A 25,219-nucleotide genomic window follows, 5' to 3' on the forward strand; every position below is an offset into this window, starting at 1 on the left:
GCTAACTTTCGCTCTGGGGTATTAATGAAGCCTCACGCAATTGCGTCCAGCTTTTTTCGCTTTGTAAAGCGCTTCGTCCGCTAACTTAATCACGTCCTGAGGTGCTTGCCCATTTCTGCTGTCGGCCGCTCCGAAACTTGCGGTAACATAGACCGACTTTCTCCTCGAACTGTCGTTACCACGCTTTTTTTGGCCTTGTTTATGGTTATCTGGGCGGGATTCTTCATCACGTAAAATCATCTCATACTCTGCGATGGATTTACGTGCTTCTTCTAAAAACTCTTTACACTCATCTGCGTACTTGCCTTTAAAGACGATGGTAAATTCTTCTCCGCCAAATCGATATACTTTTGCGCCACCGGGAGTTTTAGTTAGACGCGAAGCGACCATTTTTAATACGTCATCACCCGTATCGTGACCGTAGGTATCGTTAAACTTTTTAAAGTGGTCAACATCAAGCATTGCGATCGTGAACTTTTTGCCCATGTGTTTTAAGTCAAGGTCGAGTGCGCGTCTACTCGGGATCCGCGTTAAGCTATCTGTGAAAGCCAATTGATGGCTGGCAGAGGCAGCATAAATAATGATAAGCAACCCCGTTAGCGTAAACATGGTGCTAGATATGTATTGCACATCAAAGAAAATGAACGTCGCGGACGCCAGCACCATTGCAGAGTAGGTCATCGCATGGATGATTTCATTCTTCTTTAAAACAAGAATACCGAGGAAGCAGACAATACCCACACAATATAAAACTAGAATAAAAGGCAGTTTAGAAACCGTAGGTACGATAAATAAAATGCCGCTTGTCCATTGTTCAAACCCACCTTCAACGTAATACGCTAACGTAAGGTAAGACCAAAGAACGAACATCGTTAACATCAAGAGGTAAGTAAACATGGCTCTTGAGTCGAAACCGTCTTTACTAAACAAAAATACCGCAAGAAAAGAAACAGGAAGTAGCGTGGCTAAAATGGTCAGCTCAAGTAAGGCTGTACCACTTTGAAGTGGAACTTGTAGCCTGTGCTGTATCACGAAATAGGCCAGTAACGTCGCTAAGCACACCATTGACTCCCGACCTTGCTTAAATGAATAGCAAAGGAGCAGTGCACAGCCTAACAGTATGTACGGCAAATTTGCGGCAATACCCCAGTTTGACTGAGTCATCTGAATGATGTTGTTCATGCTCGAACTCACTAATCCCAGCAACATAAATGGGAAAAGGAATCGAAAGCCTGATGAAGTCATTGATGATGAGGACATCTATTACAAATTGCCTGAAAATAGTTGATTATATAATTGGTTAGGTTAAGCGTTTCATCAATATAGATATTAATCTGCTATCGATTTTCATGCTTCGAGAACTAGCAAGAATACGTCTATTTGCTCATTTTCCCAAGTATTTTGGGAGACATTACGACAAAAAGAGAGAGATTGATTAAATTAAGAGCAATCAATAAGTTGTTATAAACAAGTCGTTGCTATACTTGTTTTCATAGAACAAGGGAGATTTGCCAATGCAGATAAGTTCAGATGTGCATAACTACATGGAAACACTTGTTGGACAAGTGCTCAGTTTGCCTCAGTTTGTAGAGCAGTATAACAACGAGCAGCTCGCAGATATTGCGTGCCTTGCACTTATTCAGCTTAAACCTGTCTATATTCGTCATGATATTGATTTTCTATCTTCGCTTCCGGAACAAAAGCTCACCCAATTTAAGCAAAGTGCAGATATCGCGGTGAAAAACGCGGCAGAAATGGTGAAAGAAGACCGGCGTAAAAACCGAGATTATGATGTACCTGTAATTTTTACCCATACCAGTTATGATGAAGACAAAGAATTGGACTGGTATGAAAAACCAATCCTCAATGTCAATATTAAGTGATACAAGCTTAATCTATCGATGAGCTTACCCAAGGAGGAACCGTGGGATTTTTTTCGCGTTTGTTTGGTGGTAGTGAAAAGACTGCTGAAGTAAAAACTGTGGAACCAGTTGAGTACAAAGGTTTCCTTATTTACCAAGAGAGCCTTTCAGAGGGTGGGCAATACCGCATTGCTGGTCGAATAGAAAAGCAATACGACGATGAAGTGAAAACGCATCGATTTATTCGTTCAGATTTGCTCGGCTCGGAACAAGATGCCAATGAACTTATGTTGAAGAAATCTCAAATGTTTATCGATCAAATGGGCGATAAAATCTTCGACTAACAATTCACCGCAACTTGATTCCAATCATCTTAAAAAGAGCCATTAGTGTATATGCTGATGGCTCTTTCTTTTTTTAGAGCTTAAATGTTTGTTAAGTCAGCATTTAATTATGATCTGGTTAGACCTCAGTCTAGTAAGGCATGGCGTTGTTATTTTTCGTGCTCAGAGCGACAATCATTCATTACTTAGCGTTATATGTAATGAAATTTAGTATTTAAATTACAAAACACTTGAAGTAATGAGACGCGTTCGATACAAACAGAATAATAACAGGGCTGTTAGTCAAGGTGTTATTGTGCAAATGGGTGGCCCCAAACACCATCTTTCGTTTGCAATTGTCTTGCGTGGTAAACAGATAGAAATAAAAAAGAGTTAGAGTAGAGCGACGCTCTGTTTTGGGACTAATTTATTGATATGTATACAAGGAGTATGCGTTTTGCAAATCGGTGTACCTAAAGAGATACTTGCGGGTGAATCGCGAGTAGCTGCATCGCCGAAGTCGGTTGAGCAGTTAATAAAGTTGGGATTCGATATCGCGATTGAATCCCAAGCGGGGGTGCTTGCGAGTTTCGATGATGCTGCTTATGAAGCTGCTGGTGCGAAAATCGTTTCTAGTGAAGAAGTTTGGGCATCTGGTCTTATTCTAAAAGTTAATGCGCCAATCGTAGATGAAGAACAAGGCATTGACGAAATCGCACTACTACAAGATGGTGCAACACTTGTTAGCTTTATTTGGCCTGCTCAAAACGCAGAGTTGATGGAACAACTTTCAAGTAAGAACATTAACGTTCTTGCCATGGATTCCGTTCCTCGTATCTCTCGTGCACAAGCCTTAGACGCGCTCTCTTCGATGGCTAACATCGCTGGGTATCGTGCGGTTGTTGAAGCAGCTCATGAGTTTGGTCGTTTCTTTACAGGTCAAATCACGGCTGCCGGTAAAGTACCACCAGCGAAAGTATTGGTCGCGGGTGCGGGTGTAGCTGGTTTGGCTGCAATCGGTGCTGCGGGTAGCCTAGGGGCTATTGTTCGTGCATTTGACGTTCGCCCAGAAGTGAAAGAACAAGTTGAGTCCATGGGAGCAGAGTTCCTGACCGTGGATTTCCAAGAAGACTCTGGTTCTGGTGACGGCTACGCAAAAGAAATGTCCGATGACTTCAACAAAAAAGCGGCAGAGTTATACGCAGAGCAAGCTAAAGATGTTGATATCATTATTACAACGGCACTAATCCCTGGCAAACCTGCTCCGAAGCTGATCACCAAGGAAATGGTCGACAGCATGAAAGCGGGCAGTGTCATTGTTGACTTGGCAGCTGCTAATGGCGGTAACTGTGAATACACAGTGAAAGACCAAGTTATCATGACAGATAATGGCGTAAAAATTGTTGGGTATACTGACATGGTCGGCCGTTTGCCAACGCAATCTTCTCAACTTTACGCGACAAACCTTGTTAACCTTCTAAAACTGCTGTGTAAAGAAAAAGACGGTAACATCAATATTGATTTCGAAGATGTTGTTATCCGTGGTGTCACCGTGGTTAAAGAAGGTGAAATTACATGGCCTGCGCCACCAATCCAGGTTTCAGCGCAGCCGCAAGTGAAACAAGAGCAACCTGCGAAACCAGATCATAAAGTAGAAGAACCTACCTCTCCAACGAAGAAGATTATTGGTGTAGCCGCGGCAGTAGGTGCTTTTGCTTGGATTGCATCGGTTGCGCCGGCAGCGTTCCTTTCTCACTTTACTGTATTTGTTTTAGCTTGTGTTGTCGGCTACTACGTGGTTTGGAATGTTACCCATGCACTTCATACTCCGCTTATGTCGGTAACGAATGCTATCTCCGGCATTATTGTGGTTGGTGCATTACTGCAAATTGGGCAAGGTAATGGGGTCGTTTCATTCCTATCCTTTATTGCTGTATTGATCGCCAGCATCAATATCTTCGGTGGTTTCACCGTCACCAAGCGTATGCTTGAAATGTTCCGCAAAGATAAATAGGAGTTACAATGTCTGCAGGATTAGTACAAGCAGCTTACATTGTTGCTGCATTATTTTTCATCATGAGTTTGGCGGGGCTTTCAAAGCAAGAGTCCGCTCGTAATGGTAACTACTATGGTATCGCAGGTATGACGATCGCGCTGATCGCGACGATCTTCAGCCCTGATGCTCAAGGCTTTGGGTGGATCATTATTGCGATGGCGATAGGTGGGGCGATCGGTATTTTCTATGCGAAGAAAGTAGAAATGACCGAGATGCCAGAACTAGTTGCGATACTGCACAGCTTTGTAGGTTTAGCTGCGGTTTTAGTTGGCTACAACAGTTACCTTGATGCGCCAGAAGCAGCAACTCATGCTGAACATGTTATCCACCTTGTAGAAGTATTCTTGGGTGTTTTCATTGGTGCCGTAACCTTCACGGGTTCAATTGTTGCATTTGGTAAGTTACGTGGTGTGATTTCTTCTTCGCCGCTTAACCTTCCTCACAAGCACAAAATGAACCTTGCAGCGGTTGTGATTTCTACGCTTCTTATGATCTACTTCGTAAAAGCAGATGGCAGCATGTTCGCTCTGATTGTGATGACACTGATTGCGTTCGCGTTCGGTTACCACTTAGTTGCTTCAATTGGTGGTGCTGATATGCCAGTTGTCGTTTCAATGCTGAACTCATATTCAGGTTGGGCAGCAGCAGCAGCAGGTTTCATGCTCGCAAATGATCTATTAATCGTAACAGGTGCGTTGGTTGGTTCTTCAGGTGCGATTCTTTCTTACATCATGTGTAAAGCCATGAACCGTTCGTTTATCAGTGTTATTGCTGGTGGCTTTGGTCAAGAGATTGTAATTTCAGGTGACGAGGAGCAGGGCGAACACCGCGAAACAACGGCAGAAGAAGTCGCTGAAATGCTGAAAAACTCAAAATCAGTAATCATCACTCCAGGATATGGTATGGCTGTAGCGCAAGCGCAGTATCCAGTGCATGAAATTACTGACGTACTTCGTTCAAAAGGTATTGAGGTTCGCTTTGGTATTCACCCAGTAGCAGGTCGTCTTCCGGGACATATGAACGTGTTACTTGCTGAAGCGAAAGTACCGTATGATATCGTTCTTGAAATGGATGAAATCAATGATGACTTCGCTGAAACAGATACCGTACTGGTTATCGGCGCTAACGATACGGTAAACCCAGCAGCTCTGGAAGATCCGAACAGTCCGATTGCTGGTATGCCTGTACTGGAGGTTTGGAACGCGAAAAATGTAGTGGTATTCAAGCGTTCAATGAATACTGGTTACGCAGGTGTACAGAACCCACTGTTCTTCAAAGAAAATACATCAATGCTATTTGGTGATGCGAAGGAAAGTGTTGAGTCTATTTTTAAAGCACTCTAACTATTCTTGATTTAAAACTATACAGGGTCAGCAATCGCTGGCCCTTTTTTGTTCCGTTTCAATGTTATAGTAATGCAAATCCTTCTGTTAGCAGATGTCAATTGCTTGTAGATTGATGTATAGTTTTGGCTAATGTAACAAGTGACGGTAACAGTTTGATTAAAAAGTTTTTGCTCGGTTTTGCAACTGTATTGCCGCTTTTTTCGGCACCTGCATTTTCCGATTCACTACCAGAAAGAATAGATACGTTTACAGAGCTATTTAATTATGAAGTAGCTCTTAAATCGTATGATATTCGTATTCTGCAATCAAATTATCCTACCAAGTTACTTGCGCCAGATTCGCTTCTGCCGCAAACGTCTGACTATCCGTTAAAAGATATACAACAGCTTTACAGCTTAGCGAATACTTGTCGTGGTAAATTGCCACTAAGTCCTTTAATTACTGAGCCGTTAGTATTTACAAGAGCTATCTGTAAAGGGACGCAACTGACACCACGTTGGTTCTCGCGTAGTGGCCTCATTCACCCTGGTGGTGGGACTTATGCTGCACGCTATGTGGATAAGTATCCAGAACTCAAACCAAAGCTTGCTCAATACATGCATATTAAAGAGCGTGACAATGAGGAAGGGGATGAGTTGTTAGAAAGCTTGAAAAACATGGACGACGACGCCATTAATGCTTTGATTGCAGGCGCGAGCATGTTTATCGAAGGTAACGAACTTTGGTTACGACGTGGTGACCGTTACTTTGTTTTCGAGAAAGATATCTGGGAAGAAAACGTCGCTAATGCGGGTCTGTCGTACGCTCTAGCGTCTCAAAGCAAAAGTTGCTTTGTTAAACGAGGCAATATTTGTTGGGATGTAGAAGATCACTCACAAGTTTTGCGGATCAGTATGATCATACTGGTAATCGCAAATATTCTTCTAGTGATTGGTTGGGCTGTATACCGCTGGAATAGTAAGCGAGAAGAGCTCCGTAGTAGAATGCTTGTGTTGCAAATTTTAACGCATGAGCTCAGAACACCGATTGCATCTCTATCACTGACGGTTGAGGGCTTTCGCCGAGAGTTCGAGCATCTACCTGAAAGCGTATATGACGAGTTTCGCAGATTGTGTGAAGATACACGTCGTTTGCGTCAATTGGCAGAAGCGAGTAAAGATTATTTGCAATCTGATAACCAAATGCTTGCAACAGACTGGGTTCCGTCTGTCGCAGACTGGTTAGAATTTAAGATCGAAGAAGAATTTGATAGTGCCGTGCTTTTCAACATCAATGAAGATGTGGCTGCTAAAGTTAATGTGTACTGGTTAGGAACTTGTATCGATAACTTGCTTCGTAATGCACTTAAGTACGGTATTGCACCAGTTGAATTGGATGTTTCAACTAGTGAAGAAAAAATAGTATTCCAAGTCCGAGATGCTGGTGGCCTAACGGCTAAAGATTGGGCAAATTTGAAGAAACCGTTCGTCAGTAAGAGCGGGTTAGGACTTGGGTTAACAATCGTTGAATCTATGGTAGGCCGCATGGGCGGAAAAATGTCCCTGATGGGACCACCTACAACCTTTATATTGGAGATACCTTGTGAAACAGACACTGCTTCTCGTTGAGGACGATAAAAACTTGGCTGATGGCCTGTTAGTAAGCCTGGAACAAGCAGGATATGAGTGTTTACATGTGGAACGTATTGCAGACGTAGAACCACAATGGAAAAAAGCTGACTTGGTTATTCTCGATCGCCAACTCCCAGATGGTGACTCTGTACAATGTCTCCCAGAATGGAAACAGATTAAAGACGTACCAGTTATCTTGCTAACGGCACTTGTTACCGTAAAAGATAAAGTTGCAGGCCTTGATTCCGGCGCGAACGACTACTTAACGAAGCCTTTTGCTGAAGCGGAACTCTTTGCGAGAATCCGTGCACAGCTACGAGCACCGGATTCAGCAGAGCAAAGCAGCGCTGATAAAGTGATCACAAAAGACTTAGAAATTGATCGTTCAACTCGTGAAGTTACCTATAAAGATGAGCTAATTACGTTAACTCGTACAGAGTTTGATCTACTGCTATTTTTAGCGTCGAACTTAGGTCGCGTGTTTACTCGTGATGAGCTACTTGACCACGTTTGGGGTTACAATCACTTCCCAACGACACGTACTGTGGATACGCACGTATTGCAGCTTCGTCAAAAACTGCCAGGACTGGAAATTGAAACACTTCGCGGTGTTGGCTACAAGATGAAAGCATAAGTCATAATGAAAACACTACTCCCCGTAGTTCTCTCATTAGCGTTAGTGAAACCAGTCCATGCAATGGACTGGTTTCAAACCAACACGCCTTTAACGCAGGCACATCAACACTTACTTGAAGATGATCTTGCCGGTATGTTCAACTCTCTTGTTGAACTGTGGCAAACGGAACCAAGTAAAGATTTGACTCCTCATCTCAATGACCTTCTTGGTCAGTCTCTATCTAAAAACTGTGGCAAGTCTCTCACTGGTGTAACGCTGCCTGAATGGATAAGTGGCGTGAACGTTATTCGTCAGACCATCCAAAGCCCTGGGCGAGATACATTTAGATTAGTGATCAAGCTAAGAGCTACAACTGACATCGAAAATATTTCATTTAATCGATGGGTGGATGATTCTATATCCGCAGACAGTTCATTCAGTTATGAAGAACAGCCGAGCGGTACGGAATTAGCCAATGAGCGTAGTTATTCGAAACGCTATAACCTCACGGGTAAGCTTGAAGCAGGCTTGTATCACTTAACTATTGTTTCTAAAGATAAACAAGAGTATCGAACTTGGGTAATATTAGGAGATTCCAATTCTTCGCAATATGTTCGTTGGACATCTAAAGAGAATTGGAAAGTAGAAAAGAGCGCACTTCGTAATCCCCATTGTCCATTACCGCAACTTGAAGTTGGTTTATATGACTACATTGATGGTCAATACGAGCAAATGTGGAAAAAGACGTACGAGTCTAACTATCCCAATTCACTAGAGCTTGCGGGTGTCCCAAATGATAGATACGTGCTAGCAGTGAGTATCAACAGTCGTCGTTGGCAGGGCGATATAATTGTTGAGCAAGCTCAAACTATTAGCCGAACCTATGATCTTTCCCAAGAAGAATAGTTAAAGAAATACCATTTGTGCCGATAAAGGTTCAGGAAGAACCAAAATCACAAGTGTAGTATGAAAACCAAATATAAAATTCTAGCCACCTCAGTTGCCACCACACTTTTCGCAAACGTTGCTTCGGCTGCCACTTATGCGATAGAAGCTCGTAGCGATGCGATGGGTGGCGTTGGTACGGTATCAGCAACTTATCTGACTGCTCCTTTTTTCAACCCCGCACTTACTGCAATTTATCGCCGAAACGACGATGCAGGAATGATCGTGCCAAGTTTTGGTGGTAACTACGATGATCAATATGATCTTGTCGATGAAATCGAACGCATCAGCAAATTGACCGATGTCGATGAAATCAAAAAATCGATGAATGCCATAGATGGAAAAAAAACTGACTTTGATCTTGGTGGCGTTGTCGCTATAGGTATTCCTAATAAATTTTTATCTGCAACTGCATACGGTAAGTTATACACTGAATCATTCGTACAACCAAAAGTAGATACGTCAGGTACTAATCCGTTAGACGATAGCTACGTACAAGGTGTTTCTATTGGTGTTGCTGAAGCAGGTGTATCACTTGCTAAATACACCAACTTTATGAATCAACACCTTTCATTTGGTGTTACGCCTAAACTTCAGCGTATTTATACGTACTCTTACGCCACGAGTTTTCAGAATTTCGATACCAAAGACTTACGTGAACATGAGACAGCGGAAACGATGTTTAACTTGGATGCGGGCGCGCTTTGGTTCTTTGGCCCATATCGTGTCGGTATTTCAGCAAAAAACTTGATCGGAAGAGACGTTAAAACAAAATCGTTCATGTATGGCAGTGATACGATAAAATCATACGAATACAGCATGCGTCCCGTATATACGGTCGGGGCAGGGGTTGTTGCCGATTACTTTACTATGAGTGTCGACTACGATCTTAATGAAGAAAAACGTTTTTCATCCTTCGATGATAATACACAAATGATTCGAGCTGGTATTGAATTTGATATCTTGCGTCAAATGGCATTGCGAGCGGGTTATATGAAAAACTTAGCTCGAAGTAGCGACGAAGGTACCATTACTGCAGGTATTGGACTGTCTCCACTTAAGTTGATCGAATTAGATATTGCTGCTCAGTACACGAACGAGAACGCAATGGGGGCATCCATTAATTTCCTTGCGACCTATTAATTGAATCGTTATAGTCTGCTCCTCAAAATGAGGAGCTTTTTTATGTTTGACGATTTACCCCCTCTATCTCACCAAGAGCAACAACAAGCTGTAGAGAAAATTCAAGAATTGATGGCGAAGGGCACAAGTACAGCAGAAGCCATCAAAATTGTTGCCGAACAGATTCGATCCGAGTACGCAGAAAAACAACAGCAACAAAACTAATTAATTCATATCAGGGCTTTGGCCCTGTTTTTTTGGTCCTCATATTTATCCTCAAATATTTTCATACCTTAACGTAGTTACGTCGTAACGTTATTTCTATACCTTTCAATTTATTCAACTTCCTCTATTCTGTACTAAGCAGTTAGTAAAATTTTACTTATTTAAGTTAACCTTGATGCCTTCTGGCTTGAACGAATATGGGGTGAAATGCTATTTTTAAATTAAAATTAATAAAATCAGTAACTTGTGTTGGTTTTTTGTCTTGTGGTTATGTTTCGATTATCTTTTTGTGTAATTAAATTACAAGATGGTGATTGGGTATGTTTTCAAGTAGAGGATTATGCTGTGAAGATAAAAAAGACACGTTGTAACAGAAAAATAAAATCTGAATATAGTTATATAATTGACCTTATAGAGACAGTAAGTGCTCGCAGACGTATGTCGGTTTTAGGTTGAACATAGGAGTGTTGGACTCTGTTTTAACTCTAAATCTTGTCTTTAATTCAGTGTTGTCTATGAAATAACTCTTAATCTTGATCGATGGATTACACGAAAAAATTACTTATTGCCAAGTGGTTTTACTAAACTAGGCGACGTTGTAATTAGGAATATAAAACAAGCTGCAATAGAAATTGACAGGGTTTAGAAGCGTAGTGACGGCGTAACGTGGGTTTGTTTGCGTTAGTTACATAGTTATGTACATCTTAAGGAGGGAGAACAAAATGGGCCACATATCAATAACTGGTTCCTAAGTCACTAGTTGACTTCACGAGCCTTCAATGGCTATTAGATAGCTGATCGCTCGGCTGTTTCCACATTCTTATATCAAACTCCCATATTTTCATGAAATATGAGTTTAGACATTGCATTCGCTCTTAGTGAACTAGACTTACTATAAGCACATGAAAACTAACTAGGAGAGAAAGAATGAGTTACAAGCACGTTTTAGTCGCTGTTGATTTATCTCAATCTAGCCAAGTCGTTATCGAAAAAGCAATAACTCAAGCAAAGAACTCGAACGCCAAACTTTCATTCGTTTATGTGGATGTTGATCGTGTGATCATGGAGCCGAAAGAAGAACAAAAGTTGCAAAAGGAGCTACAAGAACTCGCTGATAAATGCCTATATCCAGTACACGAGACGATGGCAGTTATCGGTGACCTTCATATCAAATTGTCGGGAATCGTAAAAAAAGAGGGAATAGACCTAGTTGTCTGCGGTCATCATCATAATTTATTGAGCCGTTTCTTTTCATCGGTACCAAGGGTAGCGAATGAGGTTGAAGCGGATTTATTGATTGTTTACTTGGATGAGTGACAGTAACGCAGGTTTGTGCCGCATCTTTTGTAATCCCGTTTTTCGCATATTAAAAAGCCGAACGTTTGCGTTCGGCTTTGCGTATGATTGACAACAAAATAACTAACCAGGAATAGCAGATGCCTCTTGGGATAAAATAGATGCAGACTCTGCGTTTGACTGTAAATCAAAATGCACGTTAACTTGCACACCTTCTCGCTCAAAAGTGACATCATCAAAATCGGTCATAGCAATTTTGAATCCATTTCTAGCAAAAAAGCCAGTCACCATAGTTCGCTGCTTAATTTCTAGTGCAGACGCGAGTAGCTTATCCATGGCATTCTCCTTGGTTATTGTGGGGATATGGGTAGAAGATACACGCAGAATGGTATGAAATCAATTTAATATAAAGCTGCTTTCGATTAAATTTTTAATGTAAGTCAATCTATCGTTTCACCCGCGTGATTTATTCCACGCAAAGCCTTGATAATGAAACGGTATAGCATCTCATGTTGTGATAACAAGCATAAAGTTGGGGATTTTCATAAATGCCTAACGAGGCTCTTTGAAACAATACGTTACAAAGCTTCTCGCTAGACCTCATGAGTTATCAAAGGAAAATTATAAACCTGAAAAGCCATCCTAAAGTGATTCATTTTTCAATATTTTTGATAACTCAGACCTAATAAAAGTAGATATTTCAGCTAGCTTTCTTGGTAAAGGGTTTTGATAAGGGTAGGCGATATACATGGAGCGTTCTATATCAAAATTTTGTGAAATTTTGATATTTTTGTCTATATGGTTACCTTTTACAAGGTAATTTGGAATGACGCCAACCCCAACCCCCTCAGAGACAAAGTTTATTAAAATAGAGGTGTTATCAACTTCGATAACGTCAGTGTACTGCTTTTTAATTGATTCCTTATTCGAGTGATTCTTGTAGATTAATAGCGTGTTGTTATTGGCATTGTTAACTGTAGATATTAAAACATCGTTATAATCACCGATTTTATGTGCAATCAGATTGTCATCAATAATATTATTAAGCCTAATCGCTAAATCTACGTTGCTTTCTAATAAATTCTCAACATTGTTACTTGATGATATTTCAAAGTTCACTGCTGGATATCGCTCTTGTAAGCCTTTAAGAACAGAGCCAAAAATAGAAGAGGCTATAGAGTTGGGCATTGTAATTTTAAACTTTCCATTAATGCATTCACTCAACGAGTTAGCTCTGTAATTTAACTCCTGCAAGCTCTCTAACGTTTTTATGGCAAGCTCTCTAATGCTTTCACCATGATCAGTTAAAACGAGTTTTCTTGTTGTCCTGTGGACGAGTGTTACACCAAGTTGTTTTTCTAATGCCGCTAGCTGCCTGCTGACTTGAGCTTTCGACTTTCTAAGTTCTTTTGATGCCTCTGTAAGAGAGAGGTGTTTACAAATGGCTGCAAAGCAGATCAGCTCATTGTTCATCAATTCCATGATTGTTACCTTTTTGCAACTCTGAGTCACGTTGTCTTTTAACGGGAGGGAAAGTATAACTTGCATCAACGGAGGGGGACAATGATATTTAAAAGCCGTCATGAAATAATGGCAGACTACTATCTTAATAAAACCATATTGGATATTAAGTTAAACAAATATCCTGAAGAAATTAACTCAATCGACTTAAATAACGAAACAGAAAATTTAAAAATAAAAATTCTCTCTCGTGAAATTACTAAGTTAGATTCAGGTGATTTAATTGTCGATTGCGCATCATTGATAATGACTCATTCAAAATCGACAAAAGCAATAATAAAGATCGAACTTGAAAATAATTCTTTAAATTATAAAGTTAAAAATGTGAGAATACTTAAATATGAAGACTGCAATACAAAATTCGAAAAGATCTGTTTATCAGAAAGGTACATTGTATAGAATAATAAATAATATTAGTGCTTTGTATACAAAATCGTTAGTAAAATTATTTGGTGAAGAGTTGAGAATCCATCATTGCAAACATAAAATTAATGTAAGAACCACTAGTGAGTTGAGTGAACATATGAAGAAAGATCTAGGTATAGATTGAAAAGTAGAGAGTTTACGTTCCTATAAAGCTAATGTAATAATTACACTTTTGGGGATGAACAATACGTGCCCATAAGTGAGAACATTGAATTTTCTCATCCTTTCGATAACTTAAAACATAAGTTATCGAAAGGATATAATGAGATTTGAAGACAAAGGCTTTAAGCAATCGTTAGGTTGCTTATCTGATATAACTTAAACACTAGCTCATGCCCAGCAGAGTTAGTATCGAACTTCAAGAACGCCAGCCAAAGATCTTGTTAACTCAGAAAGTTGGAGAGAAATAATGGAATATCCAATCCAGTTGTTCGGTTACTTGAATGAGCAAGATGCAGAACCAACGTGCATGGTGTCGAACGTAACCAAAGATACAGTGCAGGAACTTAATCAGCTACACGGTTTTATAGTTGATGACAGGTTCTCATCAAGTGGCCGCTGCGGTGAAATAGAAGTTCATGGCCCATACAAGACAGCCGATGAAGCCTGCAAGGCCGCAAAAGCCAAATACGGTGTGTAACTAAGCTGACATCGCCACTGCTAATCTCCTAACTCTAAGGTGCGCATTATGTATAAGCTGGTAAATGAGAGGTTAGGCTGGCGCCCCTGCTTGTAAGGCATTGATTAGGCGGGGGTTTATAGACTTATCTTCGAGTAAACCGTATACCACATCTTGATCATCTAACCCCAATAAGTCGGCGATTTTAAAGGCAATTTCCCAATCAAGAACACTGCGACCATTGCGGTAATTGCTAATTCTACTTGTGCCAACGTCCAAAACTTTAGCTAACTGATAGTCAGAGGTAAGCTCTAACTGGGTTTTCAGTCTATCTAAAAGCACGTTTGTGTAATTAGTCATGTTCCCGCATCCTTTCGCAATATTGTTAAATTTTAGTGGATAGTCTGGCTTCTTTCACTACCGCAAGCCACTTGCGTGCTTAAAAAGATTTCCTTAACGTTATTTTTGAGACAGGAAATCAATAGCTTGCGGAGGCTAAAACATGGAACGTATCGTTACCGACCCAATTCACTTACCTTGCCCAGATATGGCAGGGTGTACCAATCCTGACCCAGCTAAAACAGCAAACTCACTTCTTAAGATTGCACAATTACGCGAAAAGTTCGCTGAACAATTCCCAAAGAAGAAACAAACCTACATTCCTACACGTTTTCGTCAGGGGGTTGTAGCATGAATTTGAGTATCTGGAAAACGCGCCGCAATCAGCGCCAACTTGTTGCATCCCAATGCAACGGAACTCATATTTACTTCGACAGTTTTGAGCTTGAAGCCGTTGAAGCCTCTCTTTGGCTTTATCAGGGCATGACTCTTGTTGCTTGCATTAAAGCGAAAGATGCCACGCTCGCTGATATTACTAACGCCGCTTATCGTATGGCGACACTTGGCGCGCAAAACAACGGCCAACCACTACACGAAATCCGCAAGCAAGATGAAGCGCCCCAAGTGGGCGCGGATTCTTCCACCGAGCTTTGTGACGGTTGTAAAAACACGTTCAAACAAGACCACGTCGTTTGCCCTGATTGCTCTCAGTTGGGGGGTGTATGAAACATCTGTACGACGTGCAATCGCCACGCGAATTTACCCAACTTTTAAGCCCGCATGATGTGGGCTTTATTACGGCGTTAGCGCAAGACGTTACCGTTACCGAGAAAAACATTGCCGCTGTCGAAAGCGGTTTTTTTAGTGCTCCAAACCGTGATTGGATGGAAAGTGAACTGCAAAAGTTCAAATCGTTTGACCAAATCCACCATTTACGCACCTTAAAAAGTGCTGAACTTGGGCGCGAAGCGCTGGACGAAGTCCAGAAAAGACTAGGCTCGTCAAAGGGCGCAAAAGTCGGACACGGAAAACGCAAGCAGATAGACCGCTTAATGACCCGTTCTCGACGTCTGCCGCCGCGCCATAAAACGGAATCGTTTTGTGGCGACAACGTGACCGATGAATATCGGGCACGCTCACAAGCGCAAACAGGTTGGATTCGTAACGAAAACAACCGCCTCGAATGGCAACCGATTGGCACTAGCCGAGCATATTTGATGTCCCGTGCTTGGGCGCAACAGATGAAAATGCAGGTGAAATACCACCCAAGCCCGTCCGAAGCACCCGCGCCGCAAAGTGGTGAGCGTTTCACTGACAAGCTAAACCCACGCGCTGTAAAGAAAATCTTTGAATCGGGCGCGTATGTCGCCGCGTGTCACGGTGGATTCAGCACGTTCGTCACCCTGACGTTTACTCAAAAGCAACGCGAGCGAATTTTTGGTGGCGAAGCGGTCACCGATGAGGGACTGCCATATTGCCCAATCCAAACCACGATTGGTGCCGAGGTATCCCGTTTTCTAAATGGCCTCAAGAAAATGTACCAACGCGGGTTTGAATATTCCGCAAGCGAGGCGGGGTCACTTGGGTTAGACGGTGACAAAGTCAAAGTAAATGGCCGAATTGGCCGTCCGCTTAAAGCCGCTTGGAAAGATGACGACGGTATCAAGCACGTTAAAGAAATTCATGGACCAACCGCCAACCCATTTGATTTTCATTACATTTGGGTTGCGGAATCTCCGGCGAATGAAGATGGCGAGCCCAATCCTCATGTGCATGTGCTGCTGAACTGGCGAGTGGAACAGCACCACTTTGCAGGATGGGCGAAGCGCATCGAGCAGCTTTGGGGCAATGGCATGGCGCATCTGGAGAAAATCAAATTCAGCGAAGCGGCGGCGGGCTATCTCATCAAAGCCGTAGGTTACGCGGCCAAGGGCGATAACGCCGACCAAGGACTGATAAAAGGCAACCGCTACAACATTGCACGCTGTAGCCGTGCCCCTGATTGGGATGTCTTGGCATCGTTCGAAGTGGACAACATGACGGGCATCATCAAAGAGTGCGGTTACATGTTGGAGCAATGGCGCAAACCGATGCAGCGCGAAATCCGACGCAAAGAAACCAAAAAGCAAGATGCGATTCGCGCTATCGACATCAACCGCAAACAAGGCAATCACGATGCCGTTCAAAAGCTTAACCATCTGATTAAGAAGCTAGACCACGAAGCACGCCAGATTCGCAACCAAATTAAGAGCCGCGGCACGTTCGCCAGTAGCTTAAACCAATTTTCTATCGTGTTTGAGGGCGAAAAATTCAAACACAAGGCGGGGGCGTTTTTGTATTGGGCACGCGGTGCGCGTGGTTGGTCGATGAAGTGTACCGCCGAGCGTGATGGTAATGATTTGACGTTAACTCGTGACGACGCCACCGACCTTTACAAAGAACAGTTTGAACGATTTCAACTACGACAAGCTGATTGGAAAAGTCAGTTAGCACAAGAGCGGCCGCCAGAGCCGGACATCAACTTAATCAAGAGCAATGACATGGCGATTTACCATGATTATTGCCACTACGTTCATTAGCCCGTTTGGGCATTGCTTGCGACAACGATTTTCAGCAACTAGGTAAGGACAACCCAATGAGCACCATCGACAAAATCACCCAAGAAATGGAAGCCGAAGTGAAGCGCAGCAAAGGCGGCGTGTTTTGGCGTCTATTGCTGGTCTGGATGAAAGAAGTCAACAAACAGATTCAGAACAAACCGAACACCGATGAAGAACTAGCCGAGGCTTAAATAATGGAAATGCTATCTCTTAAAGAATGTCAGCAAGCAATGGCCGCGCTCGATGCGGCCGATAAACTCAACGCCAGTGTCGAAAAGGAGTTGAGCCAGTTCAAAAACATGGACACCAACGCGATTATCAAACGCGCAAGCAAGATGCTCATGACGGGTAATTTCTCGCTTGAAGCGTTTGGTTTGAATCCGACGCTGTTCGACCAAATCGAGCAGTTAACCAAACTTAACAACAAGGTGCGTGAAAAGTATCGCGGTTGTGTCAAAGGCAATATGCAGCAATTGGAAACAGTCGAGGCGGCCGCCGATGAGTAAACACCCAAACCCAATTCGCGGGCACGTATCGTGCCCCGTTTGCCAAAGTCCCTCAACCGTGCATCGTGTCGGTGAGGGCAAGCTGATTGCTGAGGGCGAGCCAACCAAAAACGGGCGCAACTTAGGACTGCTGTATTACAAGTGTCCGAGCTGTGGCAACAGCCCAATGAGCAAGAGCATTAACGCTTTTGTAGAAACCAACATGGTTGACTCGGTTGAACAGCTAGAAGTGAGTGACACCGTCACAATTGAGGCTGAATCGCCAACGGTTGAACCAGTGCCCGACATCGTTGCAAGCACTGATATGCCTAGCATTGCGGCTGCTGAACCAGTGGAAGCGCCAAGCGTTGAAACCGAGCAAGTAACCGAACCGGAACCCGCTCCAACGCCCGTTAAAAAGCCGCCGTTTCCGGTTAAAAAAGTCTTAGCGGGGATAGCCTTTGTCGCCTTGCTGATTTGGGCGATTCGTCAACTGATGCCAACCAAGAAACCAACCGAACCAGATACCGAACAAGGGGAACCAATCAATGCAGGATGAAATGGAAAACCAACCAGAACTAGATGATTGGGGCGACTTTTCCGCGGTTATCAGTGGACTGGAACAAACCGAAGTCAGCGAACTAACCGACTTACCAACCGAAGCCGCCAACGAGGACAACCACCAACCCGCGGGTGAAATGTTCGAGGGTGCGTTGTCGGTGTTGTTCACCATTGCTGAGCAAGCGACGTCGATTATTTCCGGTGTGGATTTTGAGTTTGACGAAAAAGGCAAAGCGGCGGTGATTGATGCGGCGTTGCCTGTGTTGGAAAAGCACAGTGACAGCGTGTCGTCGCTGTTTGGGGATTACATGCAAGAGGCCGTTTTAGGCTTGGCGGTGTTGTCGCTGGTCTACAGTGCCAAGAAAACCATGGCATATCAAAAAGAGCTATTAGCGATAGAGGAGGAAAAACAGCGTGAGCAAAAAGAAAAAGACGCCGCTTAAATTCCCCAATCCGGTCAACTCCAACCCGTCACACGATGCCGAACATGTCATCTACGTGGCGGGCACGGGCGGGGGTAAAACCTCCGCCGTTAAGCACTTGGGTTTAGTGCCAAAAGCCGCGCAAGCGGTTTTTTTTGACCCATATCGCAACTACGCGGGGGCGAAATTCCGCGGCCAACAATGCCTTGAAACCAGTTCTCGCGTGGCGTTCGTCAAAGCTTTGGTGATGGCACGTAAACGCGGCAAGTCGTTCAAACTGGCGTACATCCCCAAAGATGGCGCGTGTAGTGAGGAACTCGAATTTTTCAGCGCGGCAGTGTGGGCGGTGGGTAATGGCGACGCCAAACAACTGCATGTGATCATCGAAGAGCTTGCAAGCTGCGTGGAAACGTCCGGCAAACTCAAAGGCAAAGCGGGCGAATTGTGGCGCGGTGGGCGTCAATATGGGCTTGTGCTGCATTCTATTTTCCAACGCGGGCAGGAAGTCCCCAAAACCGTGACCGAGCAATCACCTGTATGGTGGATTGGCGCGGTGAACTCGATGGCCGATGCACGATGGCTCGCCGATAAAAAAGGCTTGTGCGTCGATACCTTAGCAGGATTGAAATCAGCCAAGAACAACAAAGCCGCAATTGGTAAGCCGATTGCCGAATATATGCTCGTTCGTGACGGTATCGGCAACGTGGAAAAGTCCTCATTTAACTGTCTGACGGGCACCATTCACCGTTAATTTCAACGCTCATTCAACCTATAGGTTAACCGCTTAACCTATAGGTTGCTCTCACTTCCAAGCCTGTCCGTTTCCCTGTTTCATGAAATCACTTTTTAACCGTGTACAACCGAAAGGGACAACATGAAACAGCAACACAAAAACCTATTGATGGCACTGATTATCACGTTAATCGTGATTGCCGCTATCAACAATATCAGCGTGCTCAATCCAGTGCGTGAAACTCTTAACGGCGAAAATGGGTGGTTCTAATGGAAGCACTAAAACAACCTTTTAACCCGCGTCCACGTGAGCTTGACCCTGTTGAGGGTGTGAACTGGGGTAACCAAGCCACCTTACGCTTGGTGTCGGGTCCAACTTATCAAAACATTGAATTGGTGACGGACATTCTCGATGCGGCAGACATCGAGCGCATCACGGTGAAAGTGAACGGCCGTGAAATCGTCAACGTGACGGGTCAAGACCTTATCGACTTGCAAGAGCACAAGAAAGAATACGTGCAAGCGGGTCGCTACGTGCTGAACTTCTCCGATATGTCGATGCGTACCAAACTGGGTATCCGTACAGGTGAGCTAGTCACGCTGCAAGGCGAAATCTGGTTCATGTACATCCAGCTAAAAGCCAAAACGGGTGCCGCGGCACCAATGATTCGCGCTCGTGCTCATACCACGGCGGCGCAAAGCCAACGCATTTACATGCCGCGCATCTATTCCCAAACGTGGTACGCCGCATCGAGTGGTCGCACACCGTTTGACTTTGCTGAGCGTAGTGCGGCGCTGTCTATCAAGCGTTTGCACCTCAAAGACAACACGATTGAACGCGTTCGCGTCCTGCGTGATGAACGTGAAGAGCTCAACGTCAACAAGACCGATAACGCCTACGACTTAGCTGCGGCGGGTCGTGAGCAGAATGCGGGCTTCTTCTCGATGGACTTTACGCGTTGCGGTTTTGGTAGCGAAGCACGCTTGCCAACGGCGGCCATGAAACAACTGGCGTTTGAAGTGGAAAAAACGGCACCGGGCAGCATTCCGGTTCTGATTGAAGCCATCGAACAAGTGGCGGTGCCTACCGCGCAGTAAGGGGGCGTTATGGCGCAAGAGCAAAGCATGTGGGGTTCCATTTGGGATGGCGTCTTAGAAACGGGCGGCGAACTGATGACCGACGTCACCGATTTGGGCAAAGACTGGCTCGGCGTAAAGATTGAGAACGAAGCTCAACGCGTCGAATCCAGCAATCCAGATGAACAGCGAAAGCACAATAACGACTACCAACAACCCACAGGTGAACCTGTGTACACCTCCGCGTTTGCGGGGGTGACCACCACGCACCTGATGATGGGAATGCTGTTCGTACTGTTGTTATTGGCGATGTTCTACGTCGCTAAGGGGAAGAAGTAATGCCGTTTATTCCATACCTGATTGCAGGTGCGGTGGGCGTATGGGCGGGCATCAAAGTCTCGGGCGGTTTTGACCGCATCGGATGGGTGCTCGGTCTGCTTCTGGTGTGTTATGTCCTGTACAAGAAAGGATTCAAATTATGATTGGTGGGCTTTTAGGCAATTCCGGCTCGATGCCAATTAGCGCCAACGGTGGTCCCGCGGTCAGCGGTGCCGATGGTGAATCAAGTGGCAGCCTATCGGTAGGCAATATCAATATGGGCGGGGGCAATTCCACCACGTTGATAATTCTTGTAGTGATTGTGATTGCGGCGGTGTTGCTATGGAAAAAGAAGTAATTGAAGTCGTGACGCAATCGAAACGTGCGCTTGGTGAACTCAAGCCCGCGTTTCGCGCTTGCCCTGATGCGTACGTTGAATTGTGCAAAGCGGTCAAGGATGGCCGCGTGAGTCTGTATCGCCTAATCAGCAATGAAAATGATCTCATCATTGCGGGTGAGCGAGACGGGGATAACTACTTTTTGTGGGGCGTCGCGGGTCGCGGTCTGCGTTCGGGAATTGTCCAGTTATGCAAAGTGGTGAAAGCGGCGGGCATGTCATCCATGACCGCCGACACCGCCTTTGATGGCGTCGCCCGTTTGGTGCGTTCGATTGGTGTGACCGCCAAGCAAGACGGTGACTTTATTCGTTTGGATTTGGGAGTGCAGTAAATGGGTAGTTCTAAATCAAAATCGAGCAATACCAGTAACACCACTAACGTCAGCGGTCAGAATGCCATTAGTGGCGATAACCTTGGTGTGGCGATTTCGGGGGTTAATAACTCGACCATCAACACCACCATGACCGACCACGGCGCAGTGAATGCCGCCATGGAACTTGGCGAACAGGCCTTTGAGTTTGGCGGGGAAATGCTCAACAGCAATGAGCGCATTTCGCTTGAAGCGATGGACACCACGCACGACATTGCCGAAACCGCCATTGATGAAGTGGCCGATTTTGCGGGCGATTCCTTGGCAACGTACGCCTCAACCAACAGTGAAAACCTCGATATGTTGGCGGGACTGGCGGGCAACCAAGCGGCGCAGAACTCGAAGAATCTGCAAGCCATGATGGACTTGGCGAAATTCAAACAGGACGGCGGGCAAGTCGAAACAAGCAAGATGATGGTGGTATTAGCAATCGTGCTTGTGTTGGTGCTTGGCTACGTAATGGTGAAGAAACGATGAACACGCAACTATTAGCGGGTCAAGCCATCCCGCTGACGCCAGATGGCAATTGGCTGTATCTGAAAGCGGCGCAAGCTGAAATCGAAATCTATCGGGAATCGTCCGGTGAGCGCGTCACTCTTGGCAAGTCGTCGGTGTTTAACGTGGGCGAGGGTAAACACCTTGGGCGTTTGCTTATCTCAAGCCGCACCGACAACCAGATTGAAATTCAATTTGGTTTTGGGACATTTACGCCGCCTGTTGAGGGTCAAGGCGTTGTGGTTCAAGCCCTGCCGAATGTGGTAATTGAACAGCAACCCGCGGTAGAAATCGCGCCCAATCAACAACTGGCAGTGAGCCAATTACCTGCTGTACACATTGCAGCAAATCAACAACTGGCAGTGTCTGCGCTGCCTGCTGTTGAACTGGCAGCCAATCAGAAATTGGCGGTGACGTCATTACCATCGGTGGAAGTGTCCGCATTGCCCGCGGTCACGCTCGAAGCCGCGCAAGTGGTCAAAGTGGATGAGCAAGTCAGTGGAAATCTCATCACCGAAGCGGTGAGCGTGTTCCCGCACAACATTGCACAAAACGCCACGCGCAAAGCCATCACGATTAAGGCGGCGAAAGCTAACACCGCCTCGGTGTTTATTGATGCGTTTGAACTGGAAGCGGGCGAACGCATCACCATTGAAAGCACGGCCGACATGACCTTAACAGGCACGGCGGGTGACACCGTCACGACTATGGAGATTTAACGCATGGGACAAGTACGAGAGAACCTACCCAACGGCGACCCACGCAACAAAATTGAATACTTGGCCGATTGCATCGACGACGCCAAGGCCGCCAGTGCAGAGAGCGCAAGCGACGCACCGCAAAACCTATTGGTAAACCCTGAGTTATCGCATTCCGGTGTTGATTTGGCGATGGGCTCACCGCATCAACTGCGTTGGCTCACCAATGCCTACACCTACAAAGACCAAGCCGCCAACCAAATGCACCTTGGGCGCAGTTTTGGCCGTCCGGCTCCCGTGGGTTGGGGTGTGGAAGTCGTGCCGATTGATGGCGTGAGCGACTATCACAGCGTGGCGTACTCAAGTCTGGGCGGTGATATTGAGAAGTTCGATTACACAGCCAAAGCGTCCTATTTACTGGCGACAGGCTCAAACAGTCGAGTGTTGCATTTCAGTGTGTTCAGTGCGCCTTTTGACCGAGAGCTACGAGCACTCAACGATGAGGGCACCGCGTGGGTGCCGGAAAATCAATCGTATAGCTTGTTTTTCCGTGGTGAAAAGAACACCGCCGTGCGCTTTGGTTTGCTTGAACTTGATGCAAACGGCGATTTCGTCGGGTATGTGGCACAAGCGCAGATCCCCGCCGAAGCTGGGTTTAACCAGTTTTCACAAGCATGGTTGCACGGCATCAAACTCCAAGCGGGCGGTTTATACGCTTACTTTGTGGAGTCAGATACCAGCTTGGGCGAGTTCACTTCAAGTCCAGTCAGTGCGGGCGTGTTTTTAAACCCTGATGAACTGGACACCATTCCAGACCTGACGCCGAGCGATACCGCCACGCGCCGCTTTCGATTAACGGAGTCGTTTGGCGAATTCAGCAAAGCAGATGTTGAAGCGGGCGTCCACCTCAACGTGAGTAAGTTTCTGATGCCGTTTGGCATGGAAAAGCACCTTATCTTTGCGAGTTTAAAAGGCACGCCAGGATATTACACCGTGCAGAACTTACCCGCCGAAGTGGTGAAAACTCGTTATGACCAAGTCAGTGTGCGCGGAGCGGTTGCCGATGCAACCACCGTCATCATGGCGTACTACTCGGAATCGCCTGTGCACTTGAATTACTTCAGCTCAGCCAACTATCAAGCGGTGTAGTTATGCCGCTGTTTATCTTTGTCATCATACTCTTAGGGATTGGAGCCTTTACTATGACAACCTCAACCACATCAAGCGTTCGCGGGATTCGCATTCATAACCCGCTTAACATTCGCATTGCACCTAATGCGTGGAAAGGCAAGGTGACGCCGTCACGTGATAAAGCCTTTGAAACCTTTAAAGCGCCCGAATGGGGCTTTCGTGCGGGAGCGATTTTGCTGCGTAACTACCAACTACGTCATGAACTGCACACGCTAACCGAAATTATTCACCGCTTTGCGCCACCAAACGAAAACCACACGGCCAACTATGCACGCTTTGTCGCGGGTCGTGTGGGCGTCGGTATGGATGAGCGCATTGATTTAGTGAACAACAAGCCGCTGTTGGTCGAAGTCCTTCACGCCATGAGCATCATGGAAGTGGGTCGCCACTACAGCAAACACACGGTGCTGAAAGGCGTCAATCTGGTTTAAGGAGAAACATAACATGTTTGAACGTTCAACATTAAAAGGCTTAACGCTTCTCGGCTCTGTTATCGCTGCGGCAACGGGCTACGGCCATTTATTCAGCGTGGAAATGACCGACACAGGCGTGAATTTCGGCGGTGCGGTTGGCTTGGCGATTCCTGCCGTGATTGGTGCCTATGAATCACTGCCGGACAAGTGGAAGCCGAGCAAAAAAGTAGGGGGCTTGGATGGAAAACGCCTTAATTAACGCCTTATCGGGTTTGGGCTTTTCGTCTGAGTCGGTGGCGATGTTCTTCTTGATGGCCGTGAACCTCAAGTATCAAATAAGCATCAACCGAGCTCTTACTCAGGGGCTTCAAGAAATGCGAGAAAAAGTTCTCGTTATTGAAGCTCAAAATATGCGTAAGTAGTCATATTAAAAACAAAGGCTTTCATGGTACTTTGTCCACGAAAAATGGAGTGGATTTAAGAACATGAAAGCTTTTTTTATCAGAATTTTACTTGGCATATCAGACAGGGTTGAATGGGCATTAAATCATAAAGAGCATTATGTTAGTTGGCGAAAAGCGGGGATATTTATTCTGACACTTGCCACACTATCCTTTATGCAAATCAGCTTGGTGATCTTACCTGTAGAAAAGGATGGAAAGTACAACCTCTTTGAGGCGGAAAGAATCGAGAAAATACAGATTGAAAACATACTAGAGTTTGATTGCAAAACGCTTACGAATGCCTACACGCAGTGTTCAATGGCCAAATACCAACTTAGATACGTTCAGACGTTGCTTCCCATATTCCAGCGAACCACAGAGATATCTTTAACGCTCGGAACCATACTCCTTATGTTATCCGTCTTTGGAGGTTGGGAGGCTAAATCGGTGGAGTTTCGAGAGTGGAAAAAGATTAACGGCTCAAATTCGACTGATTCAACGAATAGTAATGAGACACATGAAAGCGAAAACGAAACCTCGCGACAGATTTCAAGTGATAGCTAATGACGATTTACACAGCGAGTAGGGAGCCGATACTTTTGGCGGGTCGATTGACCTCGACAGGCTTCAAACGAATGCCACCAAAGTAGAGGCCTAAAAAAGCCGAACCCTTAGCGATGGGGTTCGGCTTTTTAGGCTTCTGATATACA

37 protein-coding genes are annotated in these 25,219 nt (G+C 45.0%); 33 read left to right on the forward strand and 4 right to left on the reverse strand.

The genetic code is table 11. The features are described 5' to 3' along the window. Positions 1 to 21: 21 nt before the first annotated feature. The gene (locus MTR11_RS13475) at positions 22 to 1,260 is read right to left on the reverse strand and encodes a GGDEF domain-containing protein (protein ID WP_134645673.1); all 1,239 of its coding nucleotides are present in this window, start codon (positions 1,258 to 1,260) and stop codon (positions 22 to 24) included. A 254-nt stretch (positions 1,261 to 1,514) separates the two neighbouring features. On the opposite strand from MTR11_RS13475, the gene MTR11_RS13480 reads away from it, so the two are divergent. The 10 genes from MTR11_RS13480 (at position 1,515) to MTR11_RS13525 (ending at position 11,422) form a co-directional block, all read left to right on the forward strand. Next, on the forward strand, positions 1,515 to 1,883 hold the full coding sequence (locus MTR11_RS13480; protein ID WP_085343796.1) for a late competence development ComFB family protein: 369 nt from the start codon (positions 1,515 to 1,517) through the stop codon (positions 1,881 to 1,883). 41 nt (positions 1,884 to 1,924) lie between these two features. Next, positions 1,925 to 2,206, forward strand: a complete 282-nt coding sequence (locus MTR11_RS13485; protein WP_005394488.1) for an HlyU family transcriptional regulator — start codon at positions 1,925 to 1,927, stop codon at positions 2,204 to 2,206. 436 nt (positions 2,207 to 2,642) lie between these two features. Next, positions 2,643 to 4,199 carry a Re/Si-specific NAD(P)(+) transhydrogenase subunit alpha gene (locus tag MTR11_RS13490; RefSeq protein WP_243327844.1) on the forward strand — a complete coding sequence of 519 codons (1,557 nt, stop codon included), beginning with the start codon at positions 2,643 to 2,645 and terminating at the stop codon, positions 4,197 to 4,199. 8 nt (positions 4,200 to 4,207) lie between these two features. Then, positions 4,208 to 5,584 (forward strand): Re/Si-specific NAD(P)(+) transhydrogenase subunit beta, encoded by a 1,377-nt coding sequence (pntB, locus tag MTR11_RS13495; protein WP_005394484.1) that lies wholly within the window; start codon positions 4,208 to 4,210, stop codon positions 5,582 to 5,584. A 155-nt stretch (positions 5,585 to 5,739) separates the two neighbouring features. Then, positions 5,740 to 7,194: a sensor histidine kinase VxrA gene (gene vxrA, locus MTR11_RS13500; RefSeq protein WP_005394482.1), complete on the forward strand. Its 1,455-nt coding sequence runs from the start codon at positions 5,740 to 5,742 to the stop codon at positions 7,192 to 7,194. Further along, positions 7,169 to 7,831 carry a response regulator transcription factor VxrB gene (gene vxrB / locus MTR11_RS13505; RefSeq protein WP_005394480.1) on the forward strand — a complete coding sequence of 221 codons (663 nt, stop codon included), beginning with the start codon at positions 7,169 to 7,171 and terminating at the stop codon, positions 7,829 to 7,831. Before vxrA ends, vxrB begins: the two co-directional genes overlap by 26 nt. A gap of 6 nt (positions 7,832 to 7,837) precedes the next feature. Then, positions 7,838 to 8,719 carry a DUF2861 family protein gene (locus MTR11_RS13510; RefSeq protein WP_005394478.1) on the forward strand — a complete coding sequence of 294 codons (882 nt, stop codon included), beginning with the start codon at positions 7,838 to 7,840 and terminating at the stop codon, positions 8,717 to 8,719. Positions 8,720 to 8,779: 60 nt separating this feature from the next. Then, positions 8,780 to 9,901: a conjugal transfer protein TraF gene (locus tag MTR11_RS13515; RefSeq protein ID WP_046875459.1), complete on the forward strand. Its 1,122-nt coding sequence runs from the start codon at positions 8,780 to 8,782 to the stop codon at positions 9,899 to 9,901. Between the two features lie 42 nt (positions 9,902 to 9,943). Continuing rightward, positions 9,944 to 10,105, forward strand: a complete 162-nt coding sequence (locus MTR11_RS13520) for a YoaH family protein (RefSeq protein ID WP_005394474.1) — start codon at positions 9,944 to 9,946, stop codon at positions 10,103 to 10,105. 927 nt (positions 10,106 to 11,032) lie between these two features. Beyond that, on the forward strand, positions 11,033 to 11,422 hold the full coding sequence (locus MTR11_RS13525) for a universal stress protein (RefSeq protein WP_012842271.1): 390 nt from the start codon (positions 11,033 to 11,035) through the stop codon (positions 11,420 to 11,422). Positions 11,423 to 11,524: 102 nt separating this feature from the next. Here the strand turns inward: MTR11_RS13525 and MTR11_RS13530 are convergent, their stop codons facing one another. Continuing rightward, positions 11,525 to 11,737, reverse strand: coding sequence for a hypothetical protein (locus MTR11_RS13530; protein WP_012842272.1), 213 nt, complete (start codon positions 11,735 to 11,737; stop codon positions 11,525 to 11,527). 306 nt (positions 11,738 to 12,043) lie between these two features. Further along, entirely contained in the window at positions 12,044 to 12,883 is an 840-nt protein-coding gene (locus MTR11_RS13535) for a LysR family transcriptional regulator (RefSeq protein WP_243327845.1), read from the reverse strand. A gap of 81 nt (positions 12,884 to 12,964) precedes the next feature. Between MTR11_RS13535 and MTR11_RS13540 the strand changes: the two genes are divergently transcribed. Then, positions 12,965 to 13,321, forward strand: a complete 357-nt coding sequence (locus tag MTR11_RS13540; protein WP_243327846.1) for a hypothetical protein — start codon at positions 12,965 to 12,967, stop codon at positions 13,319 to 13,321. Between the two features lie 436 nt (positions 13,322 to 13,757). After that, positions 13,758 to 13,988 carry a hypothetical protein gene (locus tag MTR11_RS13545; protein WP_243327847.1) on the forward strand — a complete coding sequence of 77 codons (231 nt, stop codon included), beginning with the start codon at positions 13,758 to 13,760 and terminating at the stop codon, positions 13,986 to 13,988. Positions 13,989 to 14,060: 72 nt separating this feature from the next. Here the strand turns inward: MTR11_RS13545 and MTR11_RS13550 are convergent, their stop codons facing one another. Next, positions 14,061 to 14,327 (reverse strand): helix-turn-helix domain-containing protein, encoded by a 267-nt coding sequence (locus tag MTR11_RS13550; RefSeq protein ID WP_005388732.1) that lies wholly within the window; start codon positions 14,325 to 14,327, stop codon positions 14,061 to 14,063. Between the two features lie 142 nt (positions 14,328 to 14,469). Between MTR11_RS13550 and MTR11_RS13555 the strand changes: the two genes are divergently transcribed. The 21 genes from MTR11_RS13555 to MTR11_RS13650 all read left to right on the forward strand — a co-directional run bounded on the left by MTR11_RS13555 (position 14,470) and on the right by MTR11_RS13650 (position 25,073). After that, the gene (locus MTR11_RS13555) at positions 14,470 to 14,661 is read left to right on the forward strand and encodes a hypothetical protein (RefSeq protein ID WP_005457445.1); all 192 of its coding nucleotides are present in this window, start codon (positions 14,470 to 14,472) and stop codon (positions 14,659 to 14,661) included. Then, positions 14,658 to 15,032: a hypothetical protein gene (locus tag MTR11_RS13560; RefSeq protein ID WP_029823326.1), complete on the forward strand. Its 375-nt coding sequence runs from the start codon at positions 14,658 to 14,660 to the stop codon at positions 15,030 to 15,032. Before MTR11_RS13555 ends, MTR11_RS13560 begins: the two co-directional genes overlap by 4 nt. Then, positions 15,029 to 16,885 (forward strand): hypothetical protein, encoded by a 1,857-nt coding sequence (locus MTR11_RS13565; RefSeq protein ID WP_243327848.1) that lies wholly within the window; start codon positions 15,029 to 15,031, stop codon positions 16,883 to 16,885. The genes MTR11_RS13560 and MTR11_RS13565 overlap by 4 nt, the downstream gene beginning before the upstream one ends. Positions 16,886 to 16,941: 56 nt before the next feature. Further along, a complete protein-coding gene (locus MTR11_RS13570) occupies positions 16,942 to 17,097 on the forward strand; it encodes a hypothetical protein (protein WP_017635786.1) in 156 nt (51 codons plus the stop codon). A gap of 3 nt (positions 17,098 to 17,100) precedes the next feature. Further along, complete coding sequence (locus MTR11_RS13575; protein ID WP_005457413.1) at positions 17,101 to 17,412, forward strand: hypothetical protein; 312 nt, start codon at positions 17,101 to 17,103, stop codon at positions 17,410 to 17,412. Further along, entirely contained in the window at positions 17,405 to 17,950 is a 546-nt protein-coding gene (locus MTR11_RS13580) for a hypothetical protein (RefSeq protein ID WP_140316130.1), read from the forward strand. The genes MTR11_RS13575 and MTR11_RS13580 overlap by 8 nt, the downstream gene beginning before the upstream one ends. Beyond that, positions 17,940 to 18,395, forward strand: coding sequence for a hypothetical protein (locus tag MTR11_RS13585; protein WP_186585285.1), 456 nt, complete (start codon positions 17,940 to 17,942; stop codon positions 18,393 to 18,395). Before MTR11_RS13580 ends, MTR11_RS13585 begins: the two co-directional genes overlap by 11 nt. Further along, on the forward strand, positions 18,367 to 19,125 hold the full coding sequence (locus MTR11_RS13590) for a hypothetical protein (RefSeq protein WP_104980680.1): 759 nt from the start codon (positions 18,367 to 18,369) through the stop codon (positions 19,123 to 19,125). Before MTR11_RS13585 ends, MTR11_RS13590 begins: the two co-directional genes overlap by 29 nt. Before the next feature lie 123 nt (positions 19,126 to 19,248). After that, the gene (locus tag MTR11_RS24090; RefSeq protein ID WP_005457441.1) at positions 19,249 to 19,377 is read left to right on the forward strand and encodes a hypothetical protein; all 129 of its coding nucleotides are present in this window, start codon (positions 19,249 to 19,251) and stop codon (positions 19,375 to 19,377) included. Beyond that, positions 19,377 to 20,204, forward strand: coding sequence for a major capsid protein P2 (locus tag MTR11_RS13595; protein ID WP_047010301.1), 828 nt, complete (start codon positions 19,377 to 19,379; stop codon positions 20,202 to 20,204). The genes MTR11_RS24090 and MTR11_RS13595 overlap by 1 nt, the downstream gene beginning before the upstream one ends. Positions 20,205 to 20,213: 9 nt before the next feature. After that, positions 20,214 to 20,522 carry a hypothetical protein gene (locus tag MTR11_RS13600; protein WP_025627790.1) on the forward strand — a complete coding sequence of 103 codons (309 nt, stop codon included), beginning with the start codon at positions 20,214 to 20,216 and terminating at the stop codon, positions 20,520 to 20,522. Further along, on the forward strand, positions 20,522 to 20,665 hold the full coding sequence (locus tag MTR11_RS13605; protein WP_017636141.1) for a hypothetical protein: 144 nt from the start codon (positions 20,522 to 20,524) through the stop codon (positions 20,663 to 20,665). Before MTR11_RS13600 ends, MTR11_RS13605 begins: the two co-directional genes overlap by 1 nt. Next, positions 20,662 to 20,859 (forward strand): hypothetical protein, encoded by a 198-nt coding sequence (locus MTR11_RS13610; protein WP_140346835.1) that lies wholly within the window; start codon positions 20,662 to 20,664, stop codon positions 20,857 to 20,859. The genes MTR11_RS13605 and MTR11_RS13610 overlap by 4 nt, the downstream gene beginning before the upstream one ends. Continuing rightward, on the forward strand, positions 20,844 to 21,230 hold the full coding sequence (locus tag MTR11_RS13615) for a DNAase (RefSeq protein ID WP_104971700.1): 387 nt from the start codon (positions 20,844 to 20,846) through the stop codon (positions 21,228 to 21,230). Before MTR11_RS13610 ends, MTR11_RS13615 begins: the two co-directional genes overlap by 16 nt. Then, a complete protein-coding gene (locus MTR11_RS13620; RefSeq protein ID WP_029826361.1) occupies positions 21,231 to 21,746 on the forward strand; it encodes a hypothetical protein in 516 nt (171 codons plus the stop codon). Further along, positions 21,743 to 22,483, forward strand: a complete 741-nt coding sequence (locus tag MTR11_RS13625) for a hypothetical protein (protein WP_243327849.1) — start codon at positions 21,743 to 21,745, stop codon at positions 22,481 to 22,483. The genes MTR11_RS13620 and MTR11_RS13625 overlap by 4 nt, the downstream gene beginning before the upstream one ends. A 3-nt stretch (positions 22,484 to 22,486) precedes the next feature. Beyond that, complete coding sequence (locus MTR11_RS13630) at positions 22,487 to 23,611, forward strand: CalY family protein (protein WP_226420657.1); 1,125 nt, start codon at positions 22,487 to 22,489, stop codon at positions 23,609 to 23,611. Positions 23,612 to 23,613: 2 nt separating this feature from the next. Continuing rightward, the gene (locus MTR11_RS13635) at positions 23,614 to 24,084 is read left to right on the forward strand and encodes a structural protein (RefSeq protein WP_123768039.1); all 471 of its coding nucleotides are present in this window, start codon (positions 23,614 to 23,616) and stop codon (positions 24,082 to 24,084) included. Positions 24,085 to 24,097: 13 nt separating this feature from the next. Continuing rightward, positions 24,098 to 24,325: a hypothetical protein gene (locus MTR11_RS13640; RefSeq protein ID WP_005457391.1), complete on the forward strand. Its 228-nt coding sequence runs from the start codon at positions 24,098 to 24,100 to the stop codon at positions 24,323 to 24,325. Next, on the forward strand, positions 24,306 to 24,488 hold the full coding sequence (locus tag MTR11_RS13645) for a hypothetical protein (protein WP_005457394.1): 183 nt from the start codon (positions 24,306 to 24,308) through the stop codon (positions 24,486 to 24,488). The genes MTR11_RS13640 and MTR11_RS13645 overlap by 20 nt, the downstream gene beginning before the upstream one ends. 63 nt (positions 24,489 to 24,551) lie before the next feature. Further along, positions 24,552 to 25,073 (forward strand): hypothetical protein, encoded by a 522-nt coding sequence (locus tag MTR11_RS13650; RefSeq protein WP_064377237.1) that lies wholly within the window; start codon positions 24,552 to 24,554, stop codon positions 25,071 to 25,073. Positions 25,074 to 25,219: the final 146 nt, after the last annotated feature.

This window comes from Vibrio sp. CCB-PB317 (assembly GCF_022808245.1).
In the GTDB taxonomy this organism is placed as follows: domain Bacteria; phylum Pseudomonadota; class Gammaproteobacteria; order Enterobacterales; family Vibrionaceae; genus Vibrio; species Vibrio diabolicus.